The organism is Fibrobacter sp., assembly GCA_024398965.1.
Classification (GTDB): Bacteria; Fibrobacterota; Fibrobacteria; order Fibrobacterales; family Fibrobacteraceae; genus Fibrobacter.
Genome location: JAKSIF010000006.1, coordinates 1 through 26,517, shown reverse-complemented (window position 1 = coordinate 26,517; position 26,517 = coordinate 1). Strand labels below are relative to the sequence as shown.

The 26,517-nt window shown below is 50.3% G+C and carries 21 protein-coding genes; 3 read left to right on the top strand and 18 right to left on the bottom strand.

Annotation, left to right across the window (positions count from 1 at the left end; all coding sequences use genetic code 11):
• Positions 1–32: 32 nt before the first annotated feature.
• Entirely contained in the window at positions 33–425 is a 393-nt protein-coding gene (locus MJZ26_04145) for an NADH-quinone oxidoreductase subunit A (protein ID MCQ2104966.1), read from the bottom strand.
• Positions 426–493: 68 nt separating this feature from the next.
• Between MJZ26_04145 and MJZ26_04140 the strand changes: the two genes are divergently transcribed.
• Positions 494–1,348 (top strand): hypothetical protein, encoded by an 855-nt coding sequence (locus MJZ26_04140; GenBank protein ID MCQ2104965.1) that lies wholly within the window; start codon positions 494–496, stop codon positions 1,346–1,348.
• A gap of 85 nt (positions 1,349–1,433) precedes the next feature.
• On the opposite strand, the gene zapA is transcribed toward MJZ26_04140, so the two are convergent.
• Positions 1,434–1,754: a cell division protein ZapA gene (gene zapA, locus MJZ26_04135; GenBank protein MCQ2104964.1), complete on the bottom strand. Its 321-nt coding sequence runs from the start codon at positions 1,752–1,754 to the stop codon at positions 1,434–1,436.
• Positions 1,754–2,566 carry a hypothetical protein gene (locus tag MJZ26_04130; protein ID MCQ2104963.1) on the bottom strand — a complete coding sequence of 271 codons (813 nt, stop codon included), beginning with the start codon at positions 2,564–2,566 and terminating at the stop codon, positions 1,754–1,756. Before MJZ26_04130 ends, zapA begins: the two co-directional genes overlap by 1 nt.
• A 155-nt stretch (positions 2,567–2,721) precedes the next feature.
• Here MJZ26_04130 and uvrC point away from each other — a divergent pair, with 155 nt between their 5' ends.
• Positions 2,722–4,551 (top strand): excinuclease ABC subunit UvrC, encoded by a 1,830-nt coding sequence (gene uvrC / locus MJZ26_04125; protein MCQ2104962.1) that lies wholly within the window; start codon positions 2,722–2,724, stop codon positions 4,549–4,551.
• 515 nt (positions 4,552–5,066) lie between these two features.
• On the opposite strand, the gene lysA is transcribed toward uvrC, so the two are convergent.
• The 4 genes from lysA to MJZ26_04105 all read right to left on the bottom strand — a co-directional run bounded on the left by lysA (position 5,067) and on the right by MJZ26_04105 (position 9,118).
• Complete coding sequence (gene lysA, locus MJZ26_04120; GenBank protein ID MCQ2104961.1) at positions 5,067–6,329, bottom strand: diaminopimelate decarboxylase; 1,263 nt, start codon at positions 6,327–6,329, stop codon at positions 5,067–5,069.
• A 271-nt stretch (positions 6,330–6,600) separates the two neighbouring features.
• On the bottom strand, positions 6,601–7,248 hold the full coding sequence (locus MJZ26_04115) for a VWA domain-containing protein (protein ID MCQ2104960.1): 648 nt from the start codon (positions 7,246–7,248) through the stop codon (positions 6,601–6,603).
• Between the two features lie 130 nt (positions 7,249–7,378).
• Positions 7,379–8,476, bottom strand: coding sequence for a macro domain-containing protein (locus MJZ26_04110; GenBank protein ID MCQ2104959.1), 1,098 nt, complete (start codon positions 8,474–8,476; stop codon positions 7,379–7,381).
• A gap of 102 nt (positions 8,477–8,578) precedes the next feature.
• The gene (locus MJZ26_04105; protein ID MCQ2104958.1) at positions 8,579–9,118 is read right to left on the bottom strand and encodes a glycogen-binding domain-containing protein; all 540 of its coding nucleotides are present in this window, start codon (positions 9,116–9,118) and stop codon (positions 8,579–8,581) included.
• A 184-nt stretch (positions 9,119–9,302) separates the two neighbouring features.
• Here MJZ26_04105 and rpe point away from each other — a divergent pair, with 184 nt between their 5' ends.
• On the top strand, positions 9,303–9,950 hold the full coding sequence (rpe, locus tag MJZ26_04100) for a ribulose-phosphate 3-epimerase (protein ID MCQ2104957.1): 648 nt from the start codon (positions 9,303–9,305) through the stop codon (positions 9,948–9,950).
• A gap of 50 nt (positions 9,951–10,000) precedes the next feature.
• On the opposite strand, the gene MJZ26_04095 is transcribed toward rpe, so the two are convergent.
• The 11 genes from MJZ26_04095 to MJZ26_04045 form a co-directional block, all read right to left on the bottom strand.
• Positions 10,001–10,753, bottom strand: coding sequence for a hypothetical protein (locus MJZ26_04095; GenBank protein MCQ2104956.1), 753 nt, complete (start codon positions 10,751–10,753; stop codon positions 10,001–10,003).
• A 281-nt stretch (positions 10,754–11,034) separates the two neighbouring features.
• Positions 11,035–12,771, bottom strand: coding sequence for a DUF4832 domain-containing protein (locus MJZ26_04090; protein ID MCQ2104955.1), 1,737 nt, complete (start codon positions 12,769–12,771; stop codon positions 11,035–11,037).
• A gap of 105 nt (positions 12,772–12,876) precedes the next feature.
• The gene (locus MJZ26_04085) at positions 12,877–15,624 is read right to left on the bottom strand and encodes a glycoside hydrolase family 127 protein (protein MCQ2104954.1); all 2,748 of its coding nucleotides are present in this window, start codon (positions 15,622–15,624) and stop codon (positions 12,877–12,879) included.
• A 236-nt stretch (positions 15,625–15,860) separates the two neighbouring features.
• Positions 15,861–17,648, bottom strand: coding sequence for a glycoside hydrolase family 9 protein (locus MJZ26_04080; protein MCQ2104953.1), 1,788 nt, complete (start codon positions 17,646–17,648; stop codon positions 15,861–15,863).
• A gap of 176 nt (positions 17,649–17,824) precedes the next feature.
• Positions 17,825–18,637, bottom strand: a complete 813-nt coding sequence (locus MJZ26_04075; protein MCQ2104952.1) for a dipeptide/oligopeptide/nickel ABC transporter ATP-binding protein — start codon at positions 18,635–18,637, stop codon at positions 17,825–17,827.
• Positions 18,627–19,625, bottom strand: coding sequence for an ABC transporter ATP-binding protein (locus MJZ26_04070; GenBank protein ID MCQ2104951.1), 999 nt, complete (start codon positions 19,623–19,625; stop codon positions 18,627–18,629). The genes MJZ26_04075 and MJZ26_04070 overlap by 11 nt, the downstream gene beginning before the upstream one ends.
• A gap of 11 nt (positions 19,626–19,636) precedes the next feature.
• Positions 19,637–20,482, bottom strand: a complete 846-nt coding sequence (locus tag MJZ26_04065; protein ID MCQ2104950.1) for an ABC transporter permease — start codon at positions 20,480–20,482, stop codon at positions 19,637–19,639.
• Positions 20,483–20,484: 2 nt separating this feature from the next.
• Positions 20,485–21,654, bottom strand: a complete 1,170-nt coding sequence (locus tag MJZ26_04060; GenBank protein MCQ2104949.1) for an ABC transporter permease — start codon at positions 21,652–21,654, stop codon at positions 20,485–20,487.
• A gap of 18 nt (positions 21,655–21,672) precedes the next feature.
• Entirely contained in the window at positions 21,673–23,502 is a 1,830-nt protein-coding gene (locus MJZ26_04055) for an ABC transporter substrate-binding protein (protein ID MCQ2104948.1), read from the bottom strand.
• A 354-nt stretch (positions 23,503–23,856) separates the two neighbouring features.
• Positions 23,857–25,275 (bottom strand): phosphopyruvate hydratase, encoded by a 1,419-nt coding sequence (gene eno / locus MJZ26_04050; GenBank protein ID MCQ2104947.1) that lies wholly within the window; start codon positions 25,273–25,275, stop codon positions 23,857–23,859.
• Positions 25,276–25,414: 139 nt separating this feature from the next.
• On the bottom strand, positions 25,415–26,236 hold the full coding sequence (locus MJZ26_04045) for a hypothetical protein (protein MCQ2104946.1): 822 nt from the start codon (positions 26,234–26,236) through the stop codon (positions 25,415–25,417).
• Between the last annotated feature and the right edge of the window lie 281 nt (positions 26,237–26,517).

Below are 26,517 nucleotides of genomic sequence, written 5' to 3'. Positions count from 1 at the left end.
TCATTTTTGAGATAGAATAATCTACGCTAGTACTAGTCCTGAACGCGGGTCCAGTTGAGGACACCCTTCTTCATCAGGTAGCAGTAGCCGGCTTCGAGGATAACCAGGAATGCCAAAAGCACATAGAGAAGTTCCCAGCCACCAGCGAGGAACTGGATGGTCCAGGGGTAGAGGAACGCTACTTCAAGGTCGAACACCAGGAACAGCATTGCCACCATGTAGTACTTAACCGGGTAACGTTCGTTGGAGGTACCGGCAACATGGGCGATACCACTTTCGTAGGAAGTACCCTTGATGGAGGTATCCTTGATCTTGCCCGGATGAAGAATCCAGTTGGCAAGGAGCAGGATGGTGGGGATGCAAAGAGCCATAATGACCAAAATGGTCATAGCAAAGGTGGTGTCGAAAATTTCAACGTTCGTCATAGTGACGAAAAAGATAGTAAAAAACTTTTTGCAAGTGCAAAAAAGATTTGTAAACTATATTTAGGCACATGAAAAAGATCACTGCATTTTTGGGATTAGTGGGTGTAGTGTGCCTTTCAGGATGCTCCGACACAGCAACTCTTTCTGCGCCGGATGACACCAGTGTGGCAATTTCCTCGGACGCGGGTAACTCACCTTCGTCTTCATCTTCAGTCAAGAGGTCCTCGTCCTCCGCGGCAAAGCCTTCTGGTTCCGTCGACAATGGCACCGGAGGCGTAGTTCATGACACCATTCACACACAGGTGGTCATCAACAGCGCCGGTTCCTACGAGACTCCGAACTACAGTAGCGGCGTTTTCTGCTGGAACGAACCCTGCGAGGCGGTCCAGGCACCCGCAAGTTCCTCTTCTATAGCAAGCATAGACATCAACATGAGCTCAAGCCAGCCGACACCTCCTGTGATCAATGGCAACCAGATGCTCGACCAGCGCGACCAGAAGAGCTACCCCCTTGTTGACATTGCCGGCAAGAAGTGGATGGCACAGAACATCAACTACGCAGTCAAGGGCGGATATTACTGCTCCGGCAGCGGTAGTGACGACATGTGCGCAACCTACGGCGGTTACTACAGCTATTCTGGAGCCCTCAAGGCATGCCCCGATGGCTGGCGTCTGCCTACCGAAGCAGAGTTCGAAGCCGCAATCGAGAGCCAGGAATGGAAATGGTGGAATTTCGGCGGTCGCTTCAAACTTGAAAACGGCGAAATAACCGAATTCGGCGACGACAAGAAGCTGGGTTACCTTTGGGTTGCCGACAACAAGTACGTCCAGTTGAAGAACTACGCCGACGACGGAACAAAGGAATACGAGTTCCACGCAATGTCCGAACGCGGCTACAACGTCCGTTGCGTTCAGGGCGAGTAATCAAGTCAAACTTTATCCATAAAAAGAGCCCCGCCATTTGGCGGGGTTTCTTGTTTTGGCCTTAGCCAGATTATTCAAGCATTCACTAGATACCGTCGGAGCCCGTGTGACTCATTCCCTCGTCCAGCAAAAGCGCAAGATTCTTAAGGTCCTGCTCAGTCTGTTCATAGTAGACCTTCGCACGACGCAACTGCTTACGCAATTCAAAAATTTCGGAAGACAGTTCCACAGCCAAGAGAGCAAGACGCTTGCGGTTGTCCATCTGGAACTTGGAGGAACGTCCAAAACGCTGGTCAATGAAGTCCGCAATCTCCTTCAGCTCCGCATCGGGCAAGTCCGTGCGAATCTGAATGCTTTCCTGCGCAACATTGACGTTTACAGATCTAAGAGCTTGAATTTCTGCCATTATTTCATTCCTACGCCGAAGGGATCAGCATCCATCAGCCAGTTCAACCTAAAAAAACTTGTCTGCGAGCCCTCCCCGCTCGCATTGTTCTTTGCAGGTTCCTTGGAAAGGATTTCAGGTTCTTCAACAACGTCTTCAGCCTTGACTTCGGGCTCCTGATTCATTTCAGGAACGTCTGCAGCATCGATGAAGGATTCTTCGTCGGAGATTTCGTCAGCAGGCATTTCGTCTGCTTCTACAATGGGCAGCTCCGTACCCAGTTCAGTTTCGATGGTGGAAACAAGCTGCTGGAACTTTTCCTGAGCTTCGGCGATTTCATCGGCCTGGGCCTGGAGTTCCTGATCCTTGACTTCAATTTCCTGGTTCTTGGAAGCAAGTTCCTGTTCCTTTGCAGCAAGCTGTTCGGTAAGGTTCGCAATGGAAACAAGCTTTTCATTTACAGTTGCGTTAAGAGCCGCAATCTTTTCGCTCATTTCCTGCAGCTGGGACTGGAGGCTTGCCACAGCGGCATTCTGCGCATTGAGCTGCTCGCTAAGGGAATTGATTTCTGCCTGCTTTGCGGTAACGGACTCGTCAAGAGCTGCAGCCTGGTTTGCACGGGCGTCAAGGGCGGCCTTTGCATCGGTCAAGGCGGCGTTCATGCCGGCGAGATTCTGATTGGCAGAATCCAAAAGCATCGTCTTATCCTGAAGAGCAGCCTGGGCGGAAGCCAACTGAGCCTTGACCTTGGCGTTCTCTTCTCTAAGGGTGCGAACAGTTCCCAGGACCCCTTCGATCTTCTGGGAAAGGACATTCATGTTTTCTAAATTCATCTTTGCTCCATGAGTTGAATTCTCTTGTAGACTTTTACCTTCATAAGATAACTAAATTTCAAATAAAAAGAAAAGCCGTACTGCAGATGATTTCGGTAAATGAACATATCCAACGAAGGCTCGACGAGCTGCCGGACCGACCGGGCGTTTACATCATGAAAAACGCCTCGGGCAAGATCATCTATATCGGCAAGGCAAAGGTCCTGAAGAACCGCGTGCGAAGCTACTTCGACGGTACAGAACACAACGGGCACCGTGCGGCAACCCTGATGCTCCCCTACATCCGGGACATCGAATGGATCATTACCGAAACTGAAGAAGAAGCGCTGATCCTTGAAGCAAACCTGATCCGCAAGCACACTCCAAAGTACAACGTACTGCTAAAGGACGACAAGCATTTCCCCTACCTAGCCTTCAGCGTTCGCGAGCCCTTCCCCCGTTTATTCCTGACCCGTTCCGTAAAAAAAGACTGCAATCAGTATTACGGCCCCTACATGAGCTCCCGCTATGTAGACAAACTAAAAGACATTTGCGCAAGGTTATTCAACATCCGCGAATGCACCATGGACTTGCCGGCCCGAACACCCCAGCGCCCCTGCCTCAACTACCACATAGGCCGTTGCAAGGCGCCCTGCGCAGGCCTTGTCTCCCAGGAGGAGTATTACAAGGACGTAATGCAGGCAAGGCTTCTGCTAGAGGGCAAGCGAGACGACCTCCAGGAAATCTGGCAAAAGGAAATGGAGGAGGCTGCGGCCAATCTAGACTTTGAAGCCGCGGCAAAAAAACGTGACGCCATCCAAGCGCTTCAGTCTACGGGAATTCACGCCAAGACAGATACCAGCGACCCCAACCTTTCGCTGGATATCGTCACACTACGCCGCAACGGAACGCTGGCTGCCGCAGTGATCCTGGAATACCGCGAGGGCGTTCTTACCGGACGCAGGCACTACCGCCTAGAATGCGCCCTAGAAGACGACGAGACCGAAATCTTCCGCCAGATGATCCTGAACTGGTACCTGGACCAGGATTTCATCCCGAAGGAGATTGCCACCGACATCGCCCTGCCCGAGGACGCCACACTGCTCAGCGACGCCCTTACGGAAAAAGCCGGCAGAAAGGTTTTCTTCAACGTTCCCCAACGAGGAGAAAAACTTGGGTTCCTGAAACTGGCTGGCGCCAACGCTGACATGATCCTGGTGGAAATGCGTGCAGAGGTCCAAAAGTACAGCGAAATCGACCAGAGCGTCTTTGAACTGCAGAAAGTCCTTGGCCTCAAGAAGACGCCTTTCCGCATCGAGTGCGTGGACATCTCCCATCTGTCGGGAACGAACACCGTGGCAAGCCTTGTGGCCTTCAAGAACGGAAAGCCCGACAAGGCCAACTACCGTAAGTTCATTATCAAGACCGTAGAAGGCGTAGACGACTTTGCCAGCATGCGCGAAGTCATGACCCGCCGTATCCGCCGCCTGGAAGACGAAGGCACCCCCATGCCCGACCTGTGGGTATGCGATGGCGGTAAAGGCCAGGTAGACGCCACCATGCAGATCCTGAAGGAGCTAGGCCACGACAAGGACCTCCCCCTTATCGGGCTAGCAAAGCGCCTGGAAGAAATCGTATTCCCCGATGAACGCCAGAGCATCGTGCTGCACCGAACCAGCCCCGCCCTAAAGCTTTTGCAGAACGCCCGTGACGAGGCCCACCGATTCGCCATCACCTACCAGCGCAGCAAGCGCAAGAAGGACTTGGAAGTGGAATGGCTTAAACAGCCTGGCGTCGGTCACGAGACCCGCGTGAAAGTTCTTTCCAAGTACAAGAGTGCCGAAGCCTTCATGGCCGCCCCTCTGGAGGACATCGAAATACTCTTGGGCAAGGCCCGAGGAAACAAGCTCCGGGAACAGGTTGCGGAGTACTGCAAGGAATTCATTACGCCCGATTTTTCCCAGGATTTCGCGGAAAACGATGAATTTCCGCCTTCCGACAACTAACAGTTGACACATTTCTGCTTTTTGGAAGAAAAATATATTTCCGGGTCTTATTGTTTTTGGAACTGCAGTTAGGTATATTAAGCCTAGGCATCCTCACGGATCAATGCCCGATCTAACAATATTATTAAAGCTCGTTGCTCTTGTGATACAGTTTAGGCACGCCATCGGCCAAGCGGTTTCGGACCAGCTCCGATTATAGTATGAAGCGTGAAAAACGAACTTCCAAGGCACTGCTATCTTTTTTTATAAAGTAGCTTCGAGTATTTTGCCGTGCATGGATGCCAATCCTTTTCTCTCTTGTAAAAAAAGACCGATGAAGAACTCTCTTCATCGGCCTTTTTAATTGCATATACGCCACTGCGTGGATCCTATCGCGACTTCGTCGCTCCAGGATGACGTGACGAATTAGAATTCAATAATCTTGTCGTTCTGCATCATCTGTTCGAAAGTTTCCGAAGCCGAGCGATGCAAAATCAAGTTCACTTGATTTTATATCCGAGGCGAAGAAACTAGGATCAGAACTCTATGATTTTATCATTCTGCAGTAACTGATCCCAGGTCTGGCGTTCGCGGACAACCTTCATTTCGCCGTTGGTGTACATCACTTCGGCAGCGTAACGACGGCTGTTGTAGTTGCTACTCATTGCAGCACCGTAGGCGCCAGCATCGTGGAGAACCAGGAGGTCGCCCACCTTAGCCTTCGGGAGCTTGCGGGTCACGACGAAACCGCCTTCTTCCTGGGTGAACACGTCACCGGATTCGCAAAGCGGGCCACCAACAACGGCGTCAACAGTTTCGTTCAGTTCGCGGCCATCGCGGGCGATCACAGAAATCTGATGGTAGGAGCCGTAGAAGCTGGGGCGAACCAGGTCGGTAAAGCCAGCGTCCACGATGTAGAACAGATTGTCGCCCTGCTTCTTCACAGCGCGGATTTCAGCCATGAGGTAGCCGCTTTCTGCAACCAGGTAGCGACCCGGTTCCACTTCCAGATGAACATCGTGACCGATGCTCTGCTGGATGTTCTTGCGGGCCTTGTCCCAAATGCCGTAGTAGGCAGCCATGTCGATATGCGGGCCCTTGTTCTCTTCGTGGTATTCGATGGGAAGACCACCGCCTGCGCTGATGGTGCGGAGGTGAGAACCGAGACGGCGGCTTGCGTCGCACATAGCCTCTGCAACAGAAGCCAGATGTTCAAAGTCAGAACCGGAACCGATATGCATATGCAGACCAGTGATCCACATGCCGTTTGCCTGGGCAAGCTTTACGCAGTCCTTGATCTGTTCGTGCCAGATACCGTGCTTAGAAAGATCGCCACCGGTGTTGGTCTTGCGGGAATGACCGTGACCGAAACCCGGGTTCACGCGGATGGTGAGTTCGGACTTCACGCCTGCATCGGCAAGCTGCTGGATCATGTCCGGGGAACCAACGTTCACAGCGATGTTGTGCTGCTTCACCAGTTCCAGAGCATCCTTGTCGAAGATGTCTGCGGTGTAGACGATTTCGGGAACCTTACCCTTTTCGCAGCCGCCCTTGTAGCCAGCCTTGAGAGCGCGGACAATTTCACCGGCGCTCACAGCGTCCACCACGCAACCCTGCTTGCGGACCAGGGAGATCACGCTCAGGTTGGGGCAAGCCTTCTGGGCAAAACGCACGTTATCAAAAACCTTCACTTCCTTGCAACGCTGTTCGATGGTTGCGCGGTCGTAAATCCAAAGCGGGGTGCCGAACTGAGCGGCAGCCTTCACAAACTGTTCTTCGGGGATATTGGTGTTCTTCATTTTGTATTCCCTTTCTGGGCGAAACTTCAAAAAGCCGCCCCGTTAAATTACGGGAAAAATTTAGAAAAATTTCTCACTCGTCACCCTGGAGGGAGGAACGACCGATAGGGCCCAGCAAATCTAAACAAGCTCAATTTTTGGCTGTGCTGGCATTCGCCAATAATACAGATCGTTCAACCGGGTTTACGGAACATCATCCCCGCGAAGGCGGGAACCTTACAAAAAACGTAAACTCGTTCGAATGGCTACGCCACTTCGGTCCCTAACATTATCAGCGACGAGAACGTTTTTTTACATCCGCTTCGATATTAGTCTTCCAGGAACAATCCTTCCTTCCCTTTCGGAAATTCGTCATCATTGCGTCCTGAGCCTCGTAGCACAAGGCAATGCCTTTCTCGTCGCACATAAAGTTTGCCGCGCACTCTTCCGAAATTCCAAAGCCTCGGGCCGTTTCCACGGCATCGATGTTTGCGCCTAGAAAAATGAATTCCCAGCCGTACTTGGATTTCTGACGTTCCACCATTTCCTTTACCTTCCTGGCAGTATACATATGACTGGAATTTTCGTAGCCATCGGTAGTAATCACAAAGATGGTCTTTTCCGGGCGGTCCTCGTCACGGGCGTATTTGTGGACGTTTCCGATATGATGAATGGCGCTACCAACCGCATCCAGCAAGGCGGTACAGCCACGGGCATAGTATTCCTTATCTGTCAAGGTGGGAATTTCGGCGATAGGGACTCGGTCATGAAGAACTTCCGTATCGCCATCGAATAGGACTGTAGAAACAATGGCTTCGCCTGGTTCCTGTCTCTGCTTTGCTATAGTGGAATTGAAACCACCGATAGTATCTTTTTCAAGACCGCTCATGGAACCGCTGCGATCCATAATGAAAACCATTTCAGTCAAACCTTGCTTCATATTTTGCCTCGTTTTGTTTGGGTTGGCGGAATTGCCATTCCCTCTTAACGAAAACAAAGATACTCCATCGCAAGGGCCGTTGGGTCGCTCATCAAGCGACAAAAAAAACGCCGGTTTCCCGGCGCGATGTTTAACCAAGTTGAGGTAGTTTATGCAGTGAAAGCGAATAGTTTATTCGAATGATATCGTAGACTTTTTGCTCAATGAACGCTTCAACGATTGTATCAGTCAAATTAACTTGAGGATTAAAGGAGTACTCCGCGTGAGAAAGTAAATCCTTCGTCTCAGTAACGGTCAGTTTCATACCAATAGCAAGAGCCAAAATAGTTCCTCGCCTAGGATTCTTGATTTTATCACTCAACAACTTCGAAAAATGCTTGCGATCCATGAACACTGCGTTATAGACCATTGTTGATTCAAGTTTCTTTTTGTGAAGGTAATACGCCAAACGCTGTCCGAATGTCGGCACTTCAAATTCCCTGACTTTTTTATCAAGATCTTCCTCCAACTTACCGACAAAAGAAACATAGGCCTTAGCGTTTGGACGATCTTCAACAAGACAATCTTCATTCTCGCAGGCGGCTTCTAACACCGGGCTACGTCTGTTCAAAGAACTTTCACCACGCCACTGCCAGCGTTCCTCCTCCGGGGAATTCATGTCGCTGTACATTTTCAAGCGCTTTTCGGTAACCTTGCCTACATAATGCTCATCGATATAGGCACTCACAAAATCGGACAGTTCCGAAGTCAAGCCAAAGGACTCTTCGTCATAAACAACAAGAATCACATCCAGCTTGTGCTCGCTGGTGAATTCCTTGGCAATCTCGGTAACAATATCCAGCGCCTGGTCCTTGGGATACTTGAAGGCTCCCGTAGAAATCAGCGGAAAGGCAATGGACTTTGCCCTAAGCGCAACAGCCTTGGTAAGACATTCACGATAGCAACTGCGCAAGGCCTCGGGCTCGCCGGAATTACCATCGATCCACTTGGGACCCACCGTGTGGATGACATACTTGGCCGGAAGCTTGAATGCCGGGGTAACTTCGGCGTGGCCCACCTGGATGTCACCAATCTTTTGACGGGCAGCAAGCATCTCATCGTAACCGGCAGCCTCGTAAATGGCTGCATCGGTACGGTAGCCAGCGCAAATGGGTTTCGTGTTAGCCGAGTTCACAATGACATCGGCCTTAACCTTGGTAATATCGTTTCGAATAATCTTGAATGCCATGACCATAATATAGATTTGATGTCATGACAAAAGATGACATTTTGAACAAAAAAAGAAGCCCCTTGAAAAGGAGCTTCCTCTAAATTTGCAAAAAATACTGAATTAGGCCTTGAGAACCTTGTTGGCACCTTCGTCCCAGTTCTTGCCGTCGCATACGAACTTGTATTCGTATTCGCCGGGGAGGACTTCCAGCTTGATCTTCCAGAGACCAGACTTCTTGTCCTTCTTGAGCATGTCAACGTCAACCATCCAGTTGTTGAAAGAACCAGCAACGGAAACGGTGGTAGCCAGCGGGCAATCAGCTTCGAGGGTCACGGAAACCTTCTTAGCGGCAGCAGCCTTGGGGGCAGCCTTCTTAGCAGCGGCCTTGGGAGCAGCAACCTTTGCAGCAACTTTCTTTTCGGCAGCGGGCTTTGCTGCAGCCTTCTTTGCAGGAGCAGCCTTAACAGCGGCAGCCTTGGCAACAACCTTCTTTTCGGCAGCAGGCTTTGCAGCCTTAGCCTTGGCAGGGGCTTCCTTCTTGGCAGCAGCCTTAGCAGCAACCTTCTTTTCGGCAACGGGCTTTGCTGCAGCCTTTGCCTTAGCGGGAGCAGCCTTCTTGGCGGCCGGCTTAGCAACTACAGTCTTAGTACCTTTGGACATAATCTTCTCCTTTGAATTTGGTGCCAAAAATAGTAATAAAACTTTTTTTTGTCTAATATTTACTTACATCATTTTGACGAACGACAATCTTTTGACGACGAATCAACCCTACCAAAACACGAATCATTTGTTCTTCCTATGAACCGCCTTGCGACTCAGTTTCAAAATTTCTAACTTGTTCATCATGAAGCAGATTATCGCACCCAGCGTATTGAACGCAAACTTTCTGGAATTAGGTAACGGCCTCAAGGCTATCGAAAACGGCGGCGCAGGCCTTGTTCACCTGGACATCATGGACGGTCATTTCGTTCCCAACATCAGCTTTGGCCCGGGCATTTCCGCCTGCGTCAAGAAGGGCACAAGCCTTCCGCTGGATTGCCACCTGATGATTGCAAATCCCGAAAACTACGTGGGCGAATTTGCAAAGGCCGGCGCACACCTCATTAGCGTCCACGCCGAAACCACCAACCACCTGGATCGCCTGCTGCACCAGATTGCAGAACTGGGCGTAAAGCCCGCCGTGGCCATCAATCCTGCAACTCCGCTTACAAGCATCAAGCATGTGCTTGACATCGTGGACATGGTCCTCGTGATGAGCGTGAATCCGGGTTTCGGCGGCCAGAGCCTCATTCCCTATTGCCTGGACAAGATCCGCGAACTTCGCCAGATGAAGCCGGAACTTGACATCCAGATCGATGGCGGCGTCAAGCTGGACAACATCCTCGCCTGCAAGGATGCCGGCGCCAACGTCTTCGTGGTGGGTTCCGCAATCTTCGGCAAACCCAACCCCGAAGAAGTCTGCCATCAGTTCGTTGAACTCGTCAACGGCTAATTGAATCTACGAAAGCATTAAACCCCGACACTTCTGTGCCGGGGATTTTTTTACTTCACCATTTCCCCGTTCACACGGAATAGTTTGTTGCTGGGTGAACCGTCCACACCGCGATCATTTTGCAAACCGCCACGACCATCGCGGACCTGAATTTTCTGGCCAGCACGCTCCACACGAACTCCGCGGAATCCATTATTACGTAAAACAGGTGAAAAAATCGCTAGAGTATTTCCGTTGCGCATATTCACGACACTGTCCACATAGTCTGATTGAGGAACAGGAAGTTCACCTACATTAGTAAATGCTGGCTGAGAAGAACCATCCAACGACCGTCTATAAGAATACATGAAGAAATAACCAATGTCAAATGTAACGCTATCCAAAGCGGGCTGCAAATCCCTTTTCAAAATGAATTCAATGGAATCCATGCCCGTTTCCGTCGCAACGATTAAACCACAATCATGGTAATGTCTAAATTCATCCATAATCACGTCAAGGATCGAATGCGTGGCATCAGAGAGATGGTAGAAATATCCATTGGCTTCAGAAGTCCAAGCTTGGCTCCAATAAAAAAACACACTGGAGTCCAACAAACTTTGGCACACGACGTTCTCTCTATTGAAGCATCCTAGACTGTCATCTGCATTTTCCAAACGCAGATAGGTTTGACAATCTTCAGTACGGCTATATTCTTCAAAATTCCATAATTCACGAGGAAAAACAGCATCCACCCCTCGATCAATCTTGACCTGGGCAAATAGGCTTGCAGCGATGACTAAGATTACAAGTAAGATTTTTTTCATAAATCAATCCCTATAAGCGATAGCACTACTACTCAACGGATTAAAAACAACGTTTATCACACGAGAATACTGATGAACAGACAAACCATTTCCCAAAAACTGACCATACAAAGATTTATATTGCGTCTGTCCAAGAATCAACTTCGCATTTGGAGCAATAATCGTACCTCCCCAAGAACCTTCAACAAAGAAACGCTCCGTTCCATAATGATATAATTTGAAACCCCTTGCTATAGAAACAATATTTGCTTTTGGGTCAAATTTTCCACGCCAGATGACTTTTATTTCACGGCTTTTCCATTCACACGGAACAGCTTGTCGCCAGACCCGTTGCGATTTTTGCCGCGGCCATCGCGGACTTGGATTTTCTGGTCGGCACGTTCTACGCGAGTTTCAGTCCCCTTGTTTCGAACATTGCGCAACACTCCAATAGCATCTGATTTCTCGCGATCATACACAAAAGAACCTAAGTACATTGCATTTTTATTTTCATGAAAAACAAAAGGATCTCTTGATGATTTATTGGCAAAGGACACGTTACCCACAAGGAGGTAAACATCATTCTTTCCATAAGCCATGGGGCAATCCTTTACATCAATATCAATGTCATTGACTCCATCAAAAGTCATGTTGGTATCACCATCGGCAACGACGATTTTCCTACTCAACACATTTCTAAAGTCAAGATTTTCTAGCAGAAGAGAATCACCACTCGGTTCAACAGCAAGGCCGCCCATGTCACGGTCCTGTTCAATAAGAAGATACACTGGCTGATCTTTAGTCAGATTTCCAAAGCCCACGTTTTGAATTTTCAGCTTCGCCTGAAAATGTCGGCTAGAACCAATTGTATCGGGCAACCAGGATTCTCGCAGCACAAATCGATAACCTAGATGATCTTCAATAAACTTGTAACCTGTAAGGGAATCAATTTTTGTTCCGTCGTATTCAAAATCCTTGCCGCTAAAATGCTTGGCCTTCCAGCCATCCACCACATTGTTATTCCAATGCATGTTCAAGTAACTGGTGTGGGTACGGAAGCCTTCGTAGGCCAGGAACTCCGGCGTATTGATGACTTGGTAACCGCTGGCCGTCGCCACAGCCTCGCCACCATAAGGCGTGTTGATGCTGTACTTTTCAAGCCAGGCCACACCTTCTTCACGACAGATGGAAGTCTTGCAATCCGCACCCCAGGTTCCGTAATCGTATTGCGTCCCCAGGTAGCCATCGTTGAACATTCCTACGCGGTACATGGTATCGCCCTTGGCCTCGGCGATTCGCTTGAACACGTCACCGTCAATATGGAAATCAACGCCCCAGTTTTCAAAGCCAAGAACTGCGGCAGAGTAATTTCCCGTGCGGGTGAGAATCTTAAGTTCCGGAGGAGTCAGGCGCAGCATCTTGTTCACGGCCTCCACAACTCGCGGGTAAGTAATCGCCGTATCGGAGTGCATTTCACCGAAGGCGCCATGCATGCCCATTTCAAGAGCCACGATGATGTCTACGTTCTTTGTCAGAAGCGGAGCCAGCTGTTCAATGTGGCGCAGCACCCACTCGTGTTCCGCGGTTGTGTTGGAGTGCCCATCAAACCACGGGTCGTAACAGAATCGCACAATGACCTTGCTACCGTTCTTGCGGATGTTATCGAAGGTGGTCTGCAAAACGTTCAGGGCATCTTCTGTTAGATCCTGGGACTTGCCCCAAGTGGTATCGCGCCGGCCCCCAGTAGTATCAATCTTCAGCCAAGCACGGCTGCTGAATTCCGCAAGGTCTGCACGAAGGTGAACCAGCTTACCGTATGGCTTTTCAATAGGCTTGGAGCCTTCCACCTTAACGTGGAGCGCCTGGGAATAATAAAAACCACGATCGTAATTGGGCAATGTCTGCAAGTGGTCCGTATAGTCCAAATCCTGAAGCGTCAATCTTTCAATGGAGTCAGCAACTGCAGCAGCGGTATTCGATGCGCCAATCACAAGCGCCATGGTTGCAAAAGCAAGAGCGCAGCTGTTTTTTAGAATCATTCTTTTTCTCCTTACCATTTCCATACCCGTAAATATAAATCCCTTAGACAAAAAAAGGTACCCCGCTTTCGCGAAGTACCTCTTTGGATGTGTGTTAGGCTCTTTTTAGAAGTTTCCAGTCTTATTGAATATGGAACTGCTGTATACCGCCCCATTCTGGATTACTCGAAGAATATACATGCCATTCTGCACGTCAGAAATTCCAATGTTGAAGGAAGATTCACCCGATTTCAGCACCTGCGCCTTCACGACGCGTCCATCCATGGAATAAATCTTCACAGCCATGTTACCCTGCAACGGCATACTGGATTCGATCTGGAGATTATCCTGGGTAGCGCGAGCACGAAGCTGCGGCACAGTTTTTGCAAAGCCGGTTTCAACCTTTGTAACTGTAGAATCATCAACAGAAGTTGCAGTGGTGTCGGTCTTTGTGGAATCCACTTCTTCAACAGGTTCAGGCTTAGGTTTATTGCGAAGCAGTCGCACAGCAAAGATACCGCCCACCATGCCGGTGCTTGCCTGGAACTTTACGGTAATCACCTTCTTGCCCTTCACCATGTTGTCGGGAATGGGATACTTCACGTTGACGAATTCATCCACCTTCCACTTGTTGGAAATATTTTCGCTGGCAAGTTTCTTGTCATCAATCATGATATCAAAGGCTCGGTTACAGCCTTCGTTACCCCAGTAACGCACCATCAGGTCCAGGGAGTCCTCGCTGTTGGTTTCCAGCTCGTAGCTAATGAATCCTCCATCGCCACCGGAACACTGGCCCGCATCGCGGTAGAATTCGCCCTGATGATTTCCGGTAGAGGAATTTTCCTTCTGCATGCGGTGATCTGCTTCGGGCTGCTGCTCACCCGGCGACACCTTGTCCACCGTCTTTTCGTCAAGTGCCAACGCCTCGGCCTGTTCCTTCTTCAGTTTTTCAAGAATTGCAGGATCCGTCAGCACCATCCAATACATCATGTAGCGAGCGTCGTGAACTTCATAGAAAGGTTCCAACAGCAGGTTTGCGTCCTTCTGGGCGGCAAACAAGTAAGGAGCCTTAAAGTGGAGCGGTTCGCCCTTCACCGGAGTCACCTTGGAAGGAATGTCCTTCTTTTCGCTGGCCAGCATAGGAGCGCCATCCAGAGACTGGAGGGGGCCACCTGCAATATGGCTCCAGCGACCATCATCAGCCACAAGGCCGCTCAAGTTTTCGGTACCGGTCTTTGCACTCAGCACAATGGGGCCGTGAAGCAAAGCCACGTAGTTATCCATGCCGCGCAGGTCTTCGGTATGAGTGTACATGGGGTAAATCACTTCCACCACGTCGCCGCCCTTGACAGTGCCTGCAGAAACATAGCTGGACACATCAGACTTCGACACAACGGTATCGCCATTTACCACAACCTTGAATTCGTCGGCCTTCACCCAGTAGGGGTGACGAAGCATCATCTTGAAACTGCCGGCGCCGCTCACGGTAAACTTGGAAGATTCACCCTTGGGGAAAGCTGTTTCCTGCTTGATCTTAATGCCCTTATCCTTCCAATCCAATTCGGTGGCAGCGTAAAGGTTCACATACAGAGCATCATTTTCCTTGGTATAAACAAACTGGGCGTACTTACCCGGGTTTTCCATGCCGGAACCCACACAGCACCACATGCCCGCATTTACCTTGGAATACACGCGGTAATGACGCGGTCTTGCAGGAGTAAAGTAGCAGTAGCCGCCGTGCTTCGGATGAAGTGTAGAAAGAATATGGTTGAACAAGGCTCGTTCATAGAAATCCGCATACTTGGCATTGGGCGTCATATGGAACAAGCGTTCCGTCAGCTTCAGCATGTTGTATGTATTGCAGGATTCAGGTCCTTCACGTTCCTCGATGTACTTGTTGTACTTGTCGTAATCCGGGAAGTGTTCAGAAATGCTGTTGCCACCGATGGCAATACTACGCTTGTTCACCACGATGTCCCAGAAAGTTTCAGCGCCAGCCTTGTAAGTCTTGTCGCCGCTCAGTTCCGCCACGCGGGCAAAACCCACAACCTTGGGAACCTGGGTATTGGCATGCCTATTGGAAAGCACATCATTGTTAGATGCCATGGAATTCAGCAGCCACTTGTGGGACCACTTCTTTGCCGCATCCAGGTACTTGGAGTTCTTTGTGATTTCGTAGGCGTCGGCGTACACTTCGTTCATGCCACCGTATTCCGTACCCATCATGGATTCCATCTTGGAATCGTTAAGGCCGTTGGTAATGGTAATGCCCCAGTCGCAAAGGGCAAGGAACATGGTCTTGGCCTTGGAAATACCGCCGTACATCCAGGCGTCACGCAAGCCAGCGTATGTCTTGTGAATATTGTACCAAGGAACCCAATAGCCGTTCTGTGCGCCGGCATCGCCGTTCTTGAACTTGAGCCACATGGCCTTGCCATTAGGCACGCCGCTGATATAGCCCACAAAATTTGCATCCTTGGAATTCTGCTTCTGGATGATTTCCAACTCATCCACCACATATTCCATACGGGCCTTGATCTTGGAATCACCGGTAGCAGCATAATGCATGGCCAAGGCGCTCAGGTAATGGCCTAGCACATGTCCATCGAGGCCCGCCCAGTTGCTGAACTTAACAGCCTTGGGGCGCATGCCGGCTTCTTCGTAGAAAGGCGCGATCAGCTTGTCCGTATCATAGGCAAGCAAGGTTTCGCCATTAAGATCCTGGCGTTCCTTCAAGGGACCGTCCAGAAGCTTCACCGCAGACAGCGGAAACATTTCCGAATAAAGTTGATCCTGGGCAAAGCCTGCACCAGCCATCAGGCCAAGAGACAGCGCGAGAGCGCGTGCCGATGTCCGTAGAGAAATTCCAAACATACCATTTCCTCTTGTTGCACGGACGCCAAACACCTATCCCGCCCGTAATTCACTGATATAAAAATACCTCCGCAGGGCTACACCTGCAGAGGTACCAAAAAACTTTCTTTTGTCAAAAATGCAAAAGCCGAGCGTCATGGCGTCCAAGTTTACTTGGTAACGACATGACCGAGGCGCCGCATTTTCTATAAAAATGCAAAAGCCGAGTGTCATGGCATCCAAGTTTACTTGAATTTTTACTTAGAAACTACCGGTTTGTGTCCATTGTAAATTGCCTGCAAGGCGCCAGCCAAGTAAGCCAAGGGAGCATTCCAGTTAATAGCCACTTCGTTGGTAGCGTAGCTGCAACGGTCATCGATGTAGGCCAAGGCTTCCTTATCAGCGGCAGCATAGTTGGGGCACTTCCAAAGTTCCTTGCCATCCAGGTTAATATCCTGCTTGCCAAGATGGGGGCCACCAGCCAACATGCCCGGTACCGGATCGTCTACCATGTCGGATTCGCTGGGACGATGATGGGGGTTACGGACACTTCTGTAGCCAAAGCCGGTCACATAGCTGATTTCCATGGGATTCTTACCCAGGAGATAGTCCAGGGCCTGCTGGGCGCCATCCACGTAACTCTTGTCGCCGGTCATATAGTAGGCGTAAAGAAGGACAATACCGTTGTTGGCCACAGCGCTGTTGCTGCCCCAGTTCCAGTTCCACTTGTTCATAGGCAGGCGGTAGGCGCTGGTATCGCCAATGGCACGGAGATTGTTGGCCTCGTTCATCACAACACTCTTGGCGGTCTCGGAAAGTTCCTTGCCAAAAAGCTTTGCCTCGGTTGCCACGCGGAAGGCGGCAATCATGTTCATGTCGCCCCACCAGGGACCATTGGCGTTAAAGGCGTTGGTCTTGAACTCGTCAAGATACATGGCCTTCTTGGTTGCGCGATAAAGTTCTGCAGCGGCAAAGCGGAATTCATCCTTACCGTCTTCGCCACCATGCATGTAGTTACCGGTCTGTACGTCCTCGGGCTGCTTGTAGAATTCCGTAGGATGTTCCTTTGCCCAGGCATAAGCCTTTTCGGCTGCGTCCAGCATCTTCTTGGCATAGGCGGCATCCTTCTTCTTGTAAATCACGGAAGCCTGGGCCATGACGCCGGCAAAGTCCAGAGTGGCGGTAACGTTCTTGATGATGGCATAGCGGGCGGCGCCATCCATCTCAGGCATCACGGAACCGCTGAACTTCAAGGTGGTCACCTTATGGTAAACACCGCCATCGGAATCCTGCATGGTCAGCATCCAGTCAAGATTGTAGCGGATTTCCTCAAGAAGCTGCGGGTACTTCTTGAATTCCTGGGGAATGTTCCACTTCAGGGTGTCGCCGAACTTCGGGAAACGTTCATAGAGATCCAGCAAGGTGAACACGGTAATGCCGGAGTTCACGATGTACTTGCCGTAGTCACCGGCGTCGTACCAACCGCGGTCAGACTTGATCACCTGCGGTTTGTCCGTCTTGGGGGCAGGCTTACCAGTAGCCTTCTCGTAGCCGGGAGCAGTTGCAGCGTCTGTACCGTAGACAATCACCTGGTCATCCATATGGCCTGCAGAACGGGCCCACTTGCCTGCATACTGGGTTTCCAGAGGCATGCTTGCACGCTGGTAGTAGAACCACTTCAGCGCAGCCTTGGTCACGTCCTCGTAGGCATTCTTTGAAATTACGATGGGAGCCGCCATATAGCCGTCACGATAAATGCGGTAGGTGCCGGGAGTCTTCAAAGCGGAAATATCGTAAGTCTGGACTTCCTCACCGCTAAATTCCCAGTCATAGACCATGGGAGCATCAAGCTTCAGCACAGTCTTTCCGTTAAGGTCACGGATTTCCAGCGGGTTGGCGTCACTACCCGGAATTACAATCTGTTTTTCGGACTCGGGAGTATAACCCACCTGGTTGAAAAGGGGAACAGCAAAGGCACTGGTGGCCAGGAGCATAAGAGGGGCGGACAAAGCCACCTTGCTAAAAGCAGAGTTACGATTCATCATGTCCAGAATATACCTACAAAATCCATCTAGAGGGAACTTTTCCGTCTTTTTTCCGTTTTCAAAAGAAAACGGATGGGAAACGCAAAAAAAAGAAACCCCGGCACCGATTTCTCGGAGCCGAGGCTTCAATCTTTCAATAACCTTGTGCAGTTACCCGCACCAAGCTATCAAGGGAATTAACCCTTCTTAGAACGATGGCTGTTCTTGATCCATTCGGTCTTGTGGACTTCAGGAATATCGTCGAGCAGCTTCAGGGTGTGCGGTTCGGTGGTGTTGTCCAACACTTCAGCCGGAGTACCCTGGTTAACGATCTTACCGTCGTGCATGATGAAGATACGGTCGGAAACGTAGTTTGCAAGACCGATATCGTGGGTCACGAACACAACAGTCATCTTCAGTTCGTCTTTCAGCTTACGGAGGTAATCGAGGATGTTTGCACGAACGCAAGCGTCCACCATGGAGGTAGCTTCGTCAGCGATCAACACCTTCGGACGGAGGGCGAAGATACGGGCGAGAAGCATACGCTGCATCTGACCACCGGAAAGTTCGAACGGATACTTGCCTTCAATATCGGAGGGCTTAACGTTAACAGCCATCAGGCCTTCGTCCACGCGACGGCGAACTTCTTCCTTAGAGGGCTTGTCCTTCAGGATGTTCAAGGCGTCTTCCAGCTGGCTACGGATAGTAAAGAACTGGTTGAAGCAGCCGAACGGATCCTGGAACACAGACTGGACTTCGTTCCAGTGGTCCTTCAGGTTCTTGATGGGCTTGTCGCGATAGAGGAACTGACCGCGGGTCGGTTCGTAAAGACCAAGCATGATCTTTGCGAGAACAGACTTACCGCAACCGGAACCACCCACGATGGAGATGAATTCTTCGTCGTAGATGTCGAAGGACACGTCCTTCACTGCAGTCTTCAGAGACTTGCCGGCACCAAAGTCCTTGCTGATGCGCTTGGCAGAAAATACAACTGGCTTATTACTGGGCATAATCGCACCTCACTTGACGGCCGCCGACAATGCGGATTTCCTGAGTGTTCTTCTTGCAATCCGGGCATGCCTTCTTGCAGCGGTCTGCAAAGCGGCAACCCACAATCTTGTTCTTGAGGCTGGGAGGAGCACCTTCGATTGCTTCCGGGTGACGAGTACGCTGAGAAGCTTCAGTGGAGAGCATTGCGCCCATCAAAGCCTGGGTGTACGGGTGACGCGGATCCTTAACGATCTGTTCTGCAGTACCCATTTCAACGATTTCGCCGGCGTACATGATAGCGATATTGTCGGCCACATGATAGAGCAGCGGAAGTTCGTGGGTAATGAAGATCATGGTGCTGAAGATCTTCTTGTCCAAAAGATCGAAGATCATGCTGATCACTTCCTTCTGGGTAGAAACGTCCAGAGCGGAAGTAGGTTCGTCAGCGATCACCATCTGCGGGTTGAGCAAGGTGGAGATACCGATCACAGAACGCTGGCGTTCGCCTGCGGTCAGCTGGATCGGGTAAGAGTTCAGCACACGGTCAGTGTCCATACCGAACAGGTCGAAACGCTTGCGGAGGGTTTCGTAGATCTGGGCCTTGTCAAGAGACTTGCCAGCCTGCTGGTGAGCAGCGATCACGTCTGCAGCGATGTCCTTGATCTTACGAACCGGGTTCAGAGCGTTGAATGCGCCCTGAGGAATCATGGAGACCTTCTGAGCCAAAACGTTGGCACGAACGTCTTCGATGGAGCGGTTCATGAGAGATTCCATCTTGTCGCCCACCTTAACGCGGACGTCACCCTTTTCGGGGTACAGAGGAGGAATGCACATGCCCATGAGGCCGGACACGAGAGTGGACTTACCGCAACCAGATTCACCTGCGATACCGAGGATTTCGCCCTGCTTCATGGAGAAGGACACGTCGGTAACAGCGTGAGTCTTGTCGCCGAAACGACCCAAGTAATAGAGGCCGAGGTTTTCTACTTCAAATACATTTTCAGACATTTCGTTACCTCTTACTTGCGCAGACGCGGGTTAAAGACGCCTTCCATGGAAGTATTGATCAGGTAGAGGGCGAACACAGTCAAAGTAACAACGATGGTTGCCGGCAGGAATGCAATCCAGATGGAGTCTGCCAGAGCGCCGTTGTCCTTAGCCTGGTTCAGGATGATACCCAGAGAAGTGGTATCCACAGGACCAAGACCGATCATGGAGATGGAAGCTTCAGAAAGAATACCGGAGCACACCTGCATGATGAACACCATGAACACGTAGGAGAGCAAGTACGGGAGCACATGCTTGATAACGATGGTCAGAGTGTTTGCACCGTTGATGCGTGCAAGGGAGATATGGTCACGGCTACGGAGAGAAGAAGCCTGGGCGCGCACTGCACGAGCAGACCAGCTCCAAGCGGTAAGGCCAATCACCACACCGATAAGAGTCAGGGAACGGCCATCCTTAAAGGCAGAGCTGATGAGCACGAGAATCACGAACTGCGGGATAACGATGAACAGGTTGGTGAACATGTTCAGGACTTCGTCAATCCAGCCGCCGCGGAAACCGCCATACAGACCAATAAGAACACCGAGAGTAGTAGCGATGATACCGGCAAGGAAACCCACATAGAGGGAGTTGCCAAGGCCTTCGATCAACAGGGATACGTAGTCACGACCAAGATGGTCGGTACCCAGCAAGTGAGCGGAGCTGGATCCAGCATAGGGGCCAGCAAGAATGTCACGGGCGTGGGTGTCCACGTTATAGATAACAGGTCCAAAGACGGCGATCAACATAGTGATCACGAAGATGGACAGACCGATGACGAACATCGGGGACTTGAGAAGGTTTCTAAAAAGCTTTCCCATAATTACTTACCTCCCATCTGGAGACCAGCCTTAACGCGCGGGTCAAAGATAGCGATCAAGACGTCCACTGCGAAGTTAGCGAGAAGCACGCAGGTGGAAATCATCAAGGTACAACCCTGGATAGTTGCATAGTCCTGCTTGTTGATTGCGTCAAGCATAGCCATGCCGAGACCCGGGTAAGAGAAGATCATTTCAGTAATGAGGGCGCCGCCCACCATTGCACCAAGAGACTGGGCAAGACCGGTAAGCTGCGGGAGCATTGCATTACGGAAAACGTAGCTAATGATACGACCTTCACGGAGACCCAGCCACTTAGCATACTTCATGTAGTCGGTACCAAGTTCATAGATGGACATGGAACGCATACCGGTAGCCTGGCCGGAAAGAAGAATCGGGAAGCAGGAGAAGAACGGAAGGATGTAGTACCAACCGACGCTCTTCAAGCAATTCCAGGAGAAGCTGAACTCGGAAATATCCGGGCTCATGTTACCCACAGCCGGGAACCAGCCGAGAGTGATGGAGAAGAGAGCCACGAGAAGCATACCGAACACGAAGTAGGGCACGCCGTTCAGGAACATGGCAACCGGGAAGAACACCTTGTCAAAGATGCCGCGCTTGTAAGCAGCAAATGCGCCAAGGAGGTTACCGATGATCCAACCAAGAAGAATGGTGGGAGCCTGGATGAGGAGAGTCCAGGGAAGAGCATTCTTGATGATGGTAGTCACTTCAGTGTTGTTAGAATAGGACTTGCCGAGGTCACCCTTGAACACGTTGCCGATGTAGGCAAAGAACTGGGAGATGGCAGAGGTACGCTTCGGTTCCTTCATGGAAACGACTTCGTTGACCATAACGGCATCATTGCCATTCATGACAGGATTTCCATCGGCGTCAAGCTTCGGAACCTTGCGAATGACGATGTTACCTTCTTCGTCAAACAGGTTGCCCTGTTCGTCCACGTCGGCCATACCGAAGGAGACAAGGAGTTCAGCCTTCTTCAACTGAGCTTCAGTCGGAGAAAGGCCCTTACCGGCCTGACCCATAATGATGTCGACCGGATCGCTACCGCCCACGCGGGGCAATGCGAAGTTCAATGCCACTGCAAAGATGAAGGTCAGGAGATACCAGAACCCCTTCTGCAGGACATAGCGTAGCATAGGATATTGTTTAAGCATTTGTATTCCCTTTAACCTTTATTTTGCAAGCTTTAAGTTCCAGAGGATCTTGGTGCCGGATGCAACCCAGGGGAGCTGGGCAGGAGCATACGGATTTTCAGCGGTGGGCCAGTTGGTCCATACACGGTCGCTGAATTCGTAGAACTGTTCCGGGAGGTATACCAGCGGAATGGACGGCTGATCTTCCATGAAGATCTTGTTCAGTTCGCGGTAAGCCTTGGCGATTTCAGTAGAATCAGTCATCAGCGGAATTGCAGACAAAAGCTGGTCAACTTCCGGACGATATTCCGGAGAACCGGGCTTGTTGTAACGGCCGATGTTCACGCCGGCCCAACCACCAAGGTCGGTCCAGTCACGAGAAGACATGATTTCGTTGAAGCGGCTCCAGGGGAGAGACGGAGTCACGTCGGCAACCGGCTTGTGCATAACCAGGTCGAAGTTGCCAAGACCCATAGCCGGCCAGTAAGCACCGCCATCTACGAAGCCTTCGCGAATGTCGATACCGGCCTTACGCATACCGTCGACAGCGATGGTGACCATGGCTTCCCAGTCGGTCCAACCAGCAGGGGAAGTAATGGAGAGAGTGGGAAGACGTTCGCCCTTGGCATTTTCCATGTGGTCCAGGGAACCGTCATCGTTAAACACAGACTTGAAGCCTGCTTCGGAAAGCATCTGCTTAACGGTTGCAAGACGTTCTGCGTCATCGGTAATGGCGAGGTTTGCGCCAAACTTGTCCAGGTCTTCGTCAACGATGTACTTGCCTTCCAGGTCGGTAGGCATAATGAGGCCAGCCTTCAGAGTGGAAGTGTAGTTGGAGACGGCGAACTGACGAAGAGCGTTGTAGTCAATGGCAGTGGCCAAGGCACGACGGAAGCGCTTGTCGTTAAGCGGTTCCTTAGTGGTATTGATCACAAGCATGGGCATTGCACCCGGGCGGAAGTAAGGCGGTTCATTCCACCAAGTGTGGACGCCTGCGCCAGCCTTGCGGTTAATGCGAGGAATGAAGCTCTGAGAAGCATCAAGGTTGCCTTCGCGCATTGCAATGGTGTTATGTTCGTTGTTCTTGTAAATCGGGTGAACCACGTACTTAGGAGCGGGAAGCTGACCGTTATGGAGAGCTGCGTTGCCCCAGTAGTCGTCACGACGTTCAAGGATAATCTTGGTTTCGTTAGCAGAGCGAAGACCATAGGGACCGGAAACAACCGGATTCTGGTCCATAGCCATCTTCTTCACTTCGTCCAAGCCCTTTTCCTTGATCATAGGTTCAAAGATATGGGACGGAGCGATACGAGTTGCCTGCAGCAAGTCGCGAACTGTAAGCGGGTTGTTACGAGCCTTCTTGTTAACCATAAAGGCAAGGCGTTCGGTAACCTGACCCTCCGGTCCGTTCTTCAAAGTATCGATATGAATAGCAGAAATCTGTTCTGCAGTATTCAGGGAACCGCGCAGGAACATGAAGGTTACGTCGGTGGAGGTCACCGGCTTGCCATCGCTCCACTTTGCAGCGGGGTTCAAGTCAACCACGATACTGTCGTTGTTGGAAAGTTCTTCAACCAGATGACCGAGAAGATCTTCGATCTGACCGTTCAGAGAGTTATAGGTGATGAGCGGTTCGTACATCAGGTTAAAACGTCCACCTACCGGCCAGGAGGCAGCCCAGCTTTCAGCCAGGGGGTTGAAGGAACCCGGAGCGGAGTTCTGCTGGCCAGAAAGGTACAGCGTTTCCTGACGGGGCAAGGAGCCGCCAGCCAGTGCGTCTTCCGAGGATGCGTCACCGCAGCCGGAAAGGAGCGCACCAGTTGCCGTCAGCGCAAGCGCCGTTTTGGCAATCGATTTCAATCCAATCATTTGTGTCCTCATTGATAGCTATTAAAAGCCTGTGTGAAAAAATTCTTTCGTAATATAGATTTTCTAGAAAAAAAGTATTCTCGCCAATAAAAAAAATGCCGTTTACAAACGAGTACAAGCTCCATATTGCCCCAAGTTCATAGAAAATAACATGCCGAGTTTATTGGCAGTATACAAAAGTTTACAAACAAGAGTCACATCACCTACATGCCCTCGTCTTACGGAAAATATTCGTCATCCAAGCCAGAGTTACATACAACATAATACATCGGATTAATCAATCATATTTTGTTATAAAAAAAGAAAGCCCCGACCTAAGTCGGAGCTCTCTTCAATTTCTAACAGAGTTAAAAATTACTTCTTGCAAGCCTTCTTGCAAGCAGCCTTCTTGGCAGCCGGCTTTGCAGCCTTGACAGCCTTGCGAGGATCACCGGCATAGACAGCAGCCTTGCCAAGTTCTTCTTCGATGCGGAGGAGGCGGTTGTACTTGCAGACGCGGTCGGTACGAGAGAGAGAACCGGTCTTGATCTGGCCAGCAGCGGTACCAACAGCGAGGTCAGCAATGAAGGTGTCTTCGGTTTCGCCGGAACGGTGAGAAACGATCGGAGCATAGCCTTCGTTCTGAGCGCGCTTGATAGCAGCGAGGGTTTCAGAAACGGAACCAACCTGGTTCACCTTGATGAGGATAGCGTTAGCGATGCCAGCCTTGATGCCTTCGTCGAAGATGGTCGGGTTGGTAACGAACAGGTCGTCACCCACGAGGTTGAGCTTGGAACCGAGCTTGTCGGTCATAACCTTCCAACCTGCCCAGTCAGCTTCATCCAGACCGTCTTCGATGGAGAAGATGGAATACTTGTCGATGAGCTTTTCATAGAGCTTCACCATGTCAGCAGACTTGAGGGTCTTCTTGGTGGACTTCTTGAAGGTGTAGGTTTCGGGCTTGCCAGCCTTGGTGTTCTTGTCGCAGAATTCAGAAGAAGCAACGTCAAGAGCGATCTTGATGTCGGTGCCGAACTTGTAACCAGCATTGGTGGTTGCAGTCTTCAGAGCGTCGAGAGCCTTTTCGAGGGTCATAACGCCAGTGATTTCGTAACCGAACTTGTTCTTAGCCGGCTTGATGCTTACGCCAGGAGCGAAGCCACCTTCGTCACCAACGGTGGTGTCGAAGCCACCCTTCTTAAGGACAGCCTTAAGAGCGTGGAAGATTTCGGTCACCATCTGGAGACCCTTGGAGAAAGTCTTAGCGCCAACCGGAGCGATCATGAATTCCTGGAAGTCGATCGGAGCGGAAGAGTGAGCACCGCCGTTGATGACGTTGCACATCGGGCAGGGGAGAGTGAGCTTGGTGGTGCCGTGCATCTTTGCGATGTACTGGTAGAGCGGCATCTTAGCGTCGTTAGCAGCAGCAACGCAAACAGCCATGGAAACGCCGAGGATAGCGTTTGCACCGAGCTTGTTCTTGAGCATGCGGTTGCCGTCGAGAGCGATCATAGCGTCGTCAATTTCGACCTGCTTGGAAGGATCCATGCCGACGAGCTTCTTAGCGATCTTGGTGTTGACGTTCTTAACAGCGGTAAGGGTGCCCTTGCCGAGGTAAGTCTTCTTGTCACCGTCGCGGAGTTCGCAAGCTTCGCGTTCACCGGTGGAAGCACCACTCGGAACAGCGGCGTGACCGGTCACACCGTTTTCGAGGGTAACATCAACTTCGAGGGAGGGATTGCCGCGAGAGTCGAGGATCTGGCGGGCAACAACGGACTTAATTTTAGAAGCCATTTTATTTGACCTTTGGTTAGAGTGAAAAAAATTCAACTATTCGTAATATAGAATAATTGTGGAAATGTTTGTGATAAAGAGTGAAGGAAATGAGGGTGAAAAAGCACACAAAAAATTCACCTACTCGTACCACACATACCTAGAACCATCCAATGATTTCATTTTTTACTACGCACCAGGATCCGTTCTCTTTTCGCAGGTAAAATCTATCCATCGTAATAGAATAGCCCTCAACAAGAGCCAAGTCTCTATTTTCATTCACATATATTCCAGTCACCTTAAGTAGTCCCTCATTTCCATACATCGGAACGCCATTAGGAGTCAAGTCGCTAACAGGAATAATGTTGCCTAGAAACTTCTTTTTCAGGAGATTGCTTTCGTAACTCCAGGGAGACTCAAGCTCCATAAATACATCCAAAGCATACTTATCGGTCTCGGTCATCAAGAGTCTATTCAGATTCAAGGAATCCGCTACAACACACAGATTGCTCGCCACTGGACATTTTTCATAATGACAATCAATCTTTTTAACGTAAGCCTCTAATTCCTCAAAACCTCCAGCAGAAATTACTTTGTACACAACATCTACTTGTTCTGCAAAGTACAAAGAGAATTGCGCGTTTCGGTCAGAACACCCACCTGGTTTATACAGAGCCAAGTAAATAGCCCTTAACTCGTCTGCAACGGGCCCCTGGGCAGCAGATGCAGCGCAGGTCAAATCAGAGCGCTGTTTCCATTTTTCAAAGAAAGGACGAGCAAGCAATTCCACGCTATCGTTAAAAGCCAGATCTTCATCTTCAGACAAGTTGAACCTGTAGAGTTCGTAGGCCTTATTCAGCAAGGCGTAGGTGGAGTCAGCATCCAGTCCATCCTTCGTCTGTTGGAACAAGGCTCGCTTGTGTAGGCGATCTTTCTCCACAGACTTTTCATGAGCCTCGTAGGCACGCCTTTCGGGCGACATGCAGCATCCCGAAAAAAGCATGGATAACAGTAAAAATAGAATGGAGCTCGTTAAAATTTTCATCATCTTTTTTTTAGCCTGAAGCAATCACCAATATACGAAAAACCTAAACAAAACAATTCCGATATCAGATACCAGCAACATGCGACACTTACCTTACGTGCTACTCTAGGATACTACAAAAGAAAAGGTTCCACTTTTCAGTGGAACCTTTTCTTCTAGGATATTCTTTACTATCGCAAGAATTAGAAACGGAAGTGAGCGAAAGCCTTGTTAGCTTC

Bases quoted from the DNA above. Each gene is read 5' to 3' on its own strand.
- MJZ26_04145 (MCQ2104966.1), bottom strand. From the start codon at position 425: ATGACGAACGTTGAAATTTTCGACACCACCTTTGCTATGACCATTTTG.
- MJZ26_04140 (MCQ2104965.1), top strand. From the start codon at position 494: ATGAAAAAGATCACTGCATTTTTGGGATTAGTGGGTGTAGTGTGCCTT.
- zapA (MCQ2104964.1), bottom strand. From the start codon at position 1,754: ATGGCAGAAATTCAAGCTCTTAGATCTGTAAACGTCAATGTTGCGCAG.
- MJZ26_04130 (MCQ2104963.1), bottom strand. From the start codon at position 2,566: ATGAATTTAGAAAACATGAATGTCCTTTCCCAGAAGATCGAAGGGGTC.
- uvrC (MCQ2104962.1), top strand. From the start codon at position 2,722: ATGAAAAACGCCTCGGGCAAGATCATCTATATCGGCAAGGCAAAGGTC.
- lysA (MCQ2104961.1), bottom strand. From the start codon at position 6,329: ATGAAGAACACCAATATCCCCGAAGAACAGTTTGTGAAGGCTGCCGCT.
- MJZ26_04115 (MCQ2104960.1), bottom strand. From the start codon at position 7,248: ATGAAGCAAGGTTTGACTGAAATGGTTTTCATTATGGATCGCAGCGGT.
- MJZ26_04110 (MCQ2104959.1), bottom strand. From the start codon at position 8,476: ATGGCATTCAAGATTATTCGAAACGATATTACCAAGGTTAAGGCCGAT.
- MJZ26_04105 (MCQ2104958.1), bottom strand. From the start codon at position 9,118: ATGTCCAAAGGTACTAAGACTGTAGTTGCTAAGCCGGCCGCCAAGAAG.
- rpe (MCQ2104957.1), top strand. From the start codon at position 9,303: ATGAAGCAGATTATCGCACCCAGCGTATTGAACGCAAACTTTCTGGAA.
- MJZ26_04095 (MCQ2104956.1), bottom strand. From the start codon at position 10,753: ATGAAAAAAATCTTACTTGTAATCTTAGTCATCGCTGCAAGCCTATTT.
- MJZ26_04090 (MCQ2104955.1), bottom strand. From the start codon at position 12,771: ATGATTCTAAAAAACAGCTGCGCTCTTGCTTTTGCAACCATGGCGCTT.
- MJZ26_04085 (MCQ2104954.1), bottom strand. From the start codon at position 15,624: ATGTTTGGAATTTCTCTACGGACATCGGCACGCGCTCTCGCGCTGTCT.
- MJZ26_04080 (MCQ2104953.1), bottom strand. From the start codon at position 17,648: ATGATGAATCGTAACTCTGCTTTTAGCAAGGTGGCTTTGTCCGCCCCT.
- MJZ26_04075 (MCQ2104952.1), bottom strand. From the start codon at position 18,637: ATGCCCAGTAATAAGCCAGTTGTATTTTCTGCCAAGCGCATCAGCAAG.
- MJZ26_04070 (MCQ2104951.1), bottom strand. From the start codon at position 19,625: ATGTCTGAAAATGTATTTGAAGTAGAAAACCTCGGCCTCTATTACTTG.
- MJZ26_04065 (MCQ2104950.1), bottom strand. From the start codon at position 20,482: ATGGGAAAGCTTTTTAGAAACCTTCTCAAGTCCCCGATGTTCGTCATC.
- MJZ26_04060 (MCQ2104949.1), bottom strand. From the start codon at position 21,654: ATGCTTAAACAATATCCTATGCTACGCTATGTCCTGCAGAAGGGGTTC.
- MJZ26_04055 (MCQ2104948.1), bottom strand. From the start codon at position 23,502: ATGATTGGATTGAAATCGATTGCCAAAACGGCGCTTGCGCTGACGGCA.
- eno (MCQ2104947.1), bottom strand. From the start codon at position 25,275: ATGGCTTCTAAAATTAAGTCCGTTGTTGCCCGCCAGATCCTCGACTCT.
- MJZ26_04045 (MCQ2104946.1), bottom strand. From the start codon at position 26,236: ATGTCGCCCGAAAGGCGTGCCTACGAGGCTCATGAAAAGTCTGTGGAG.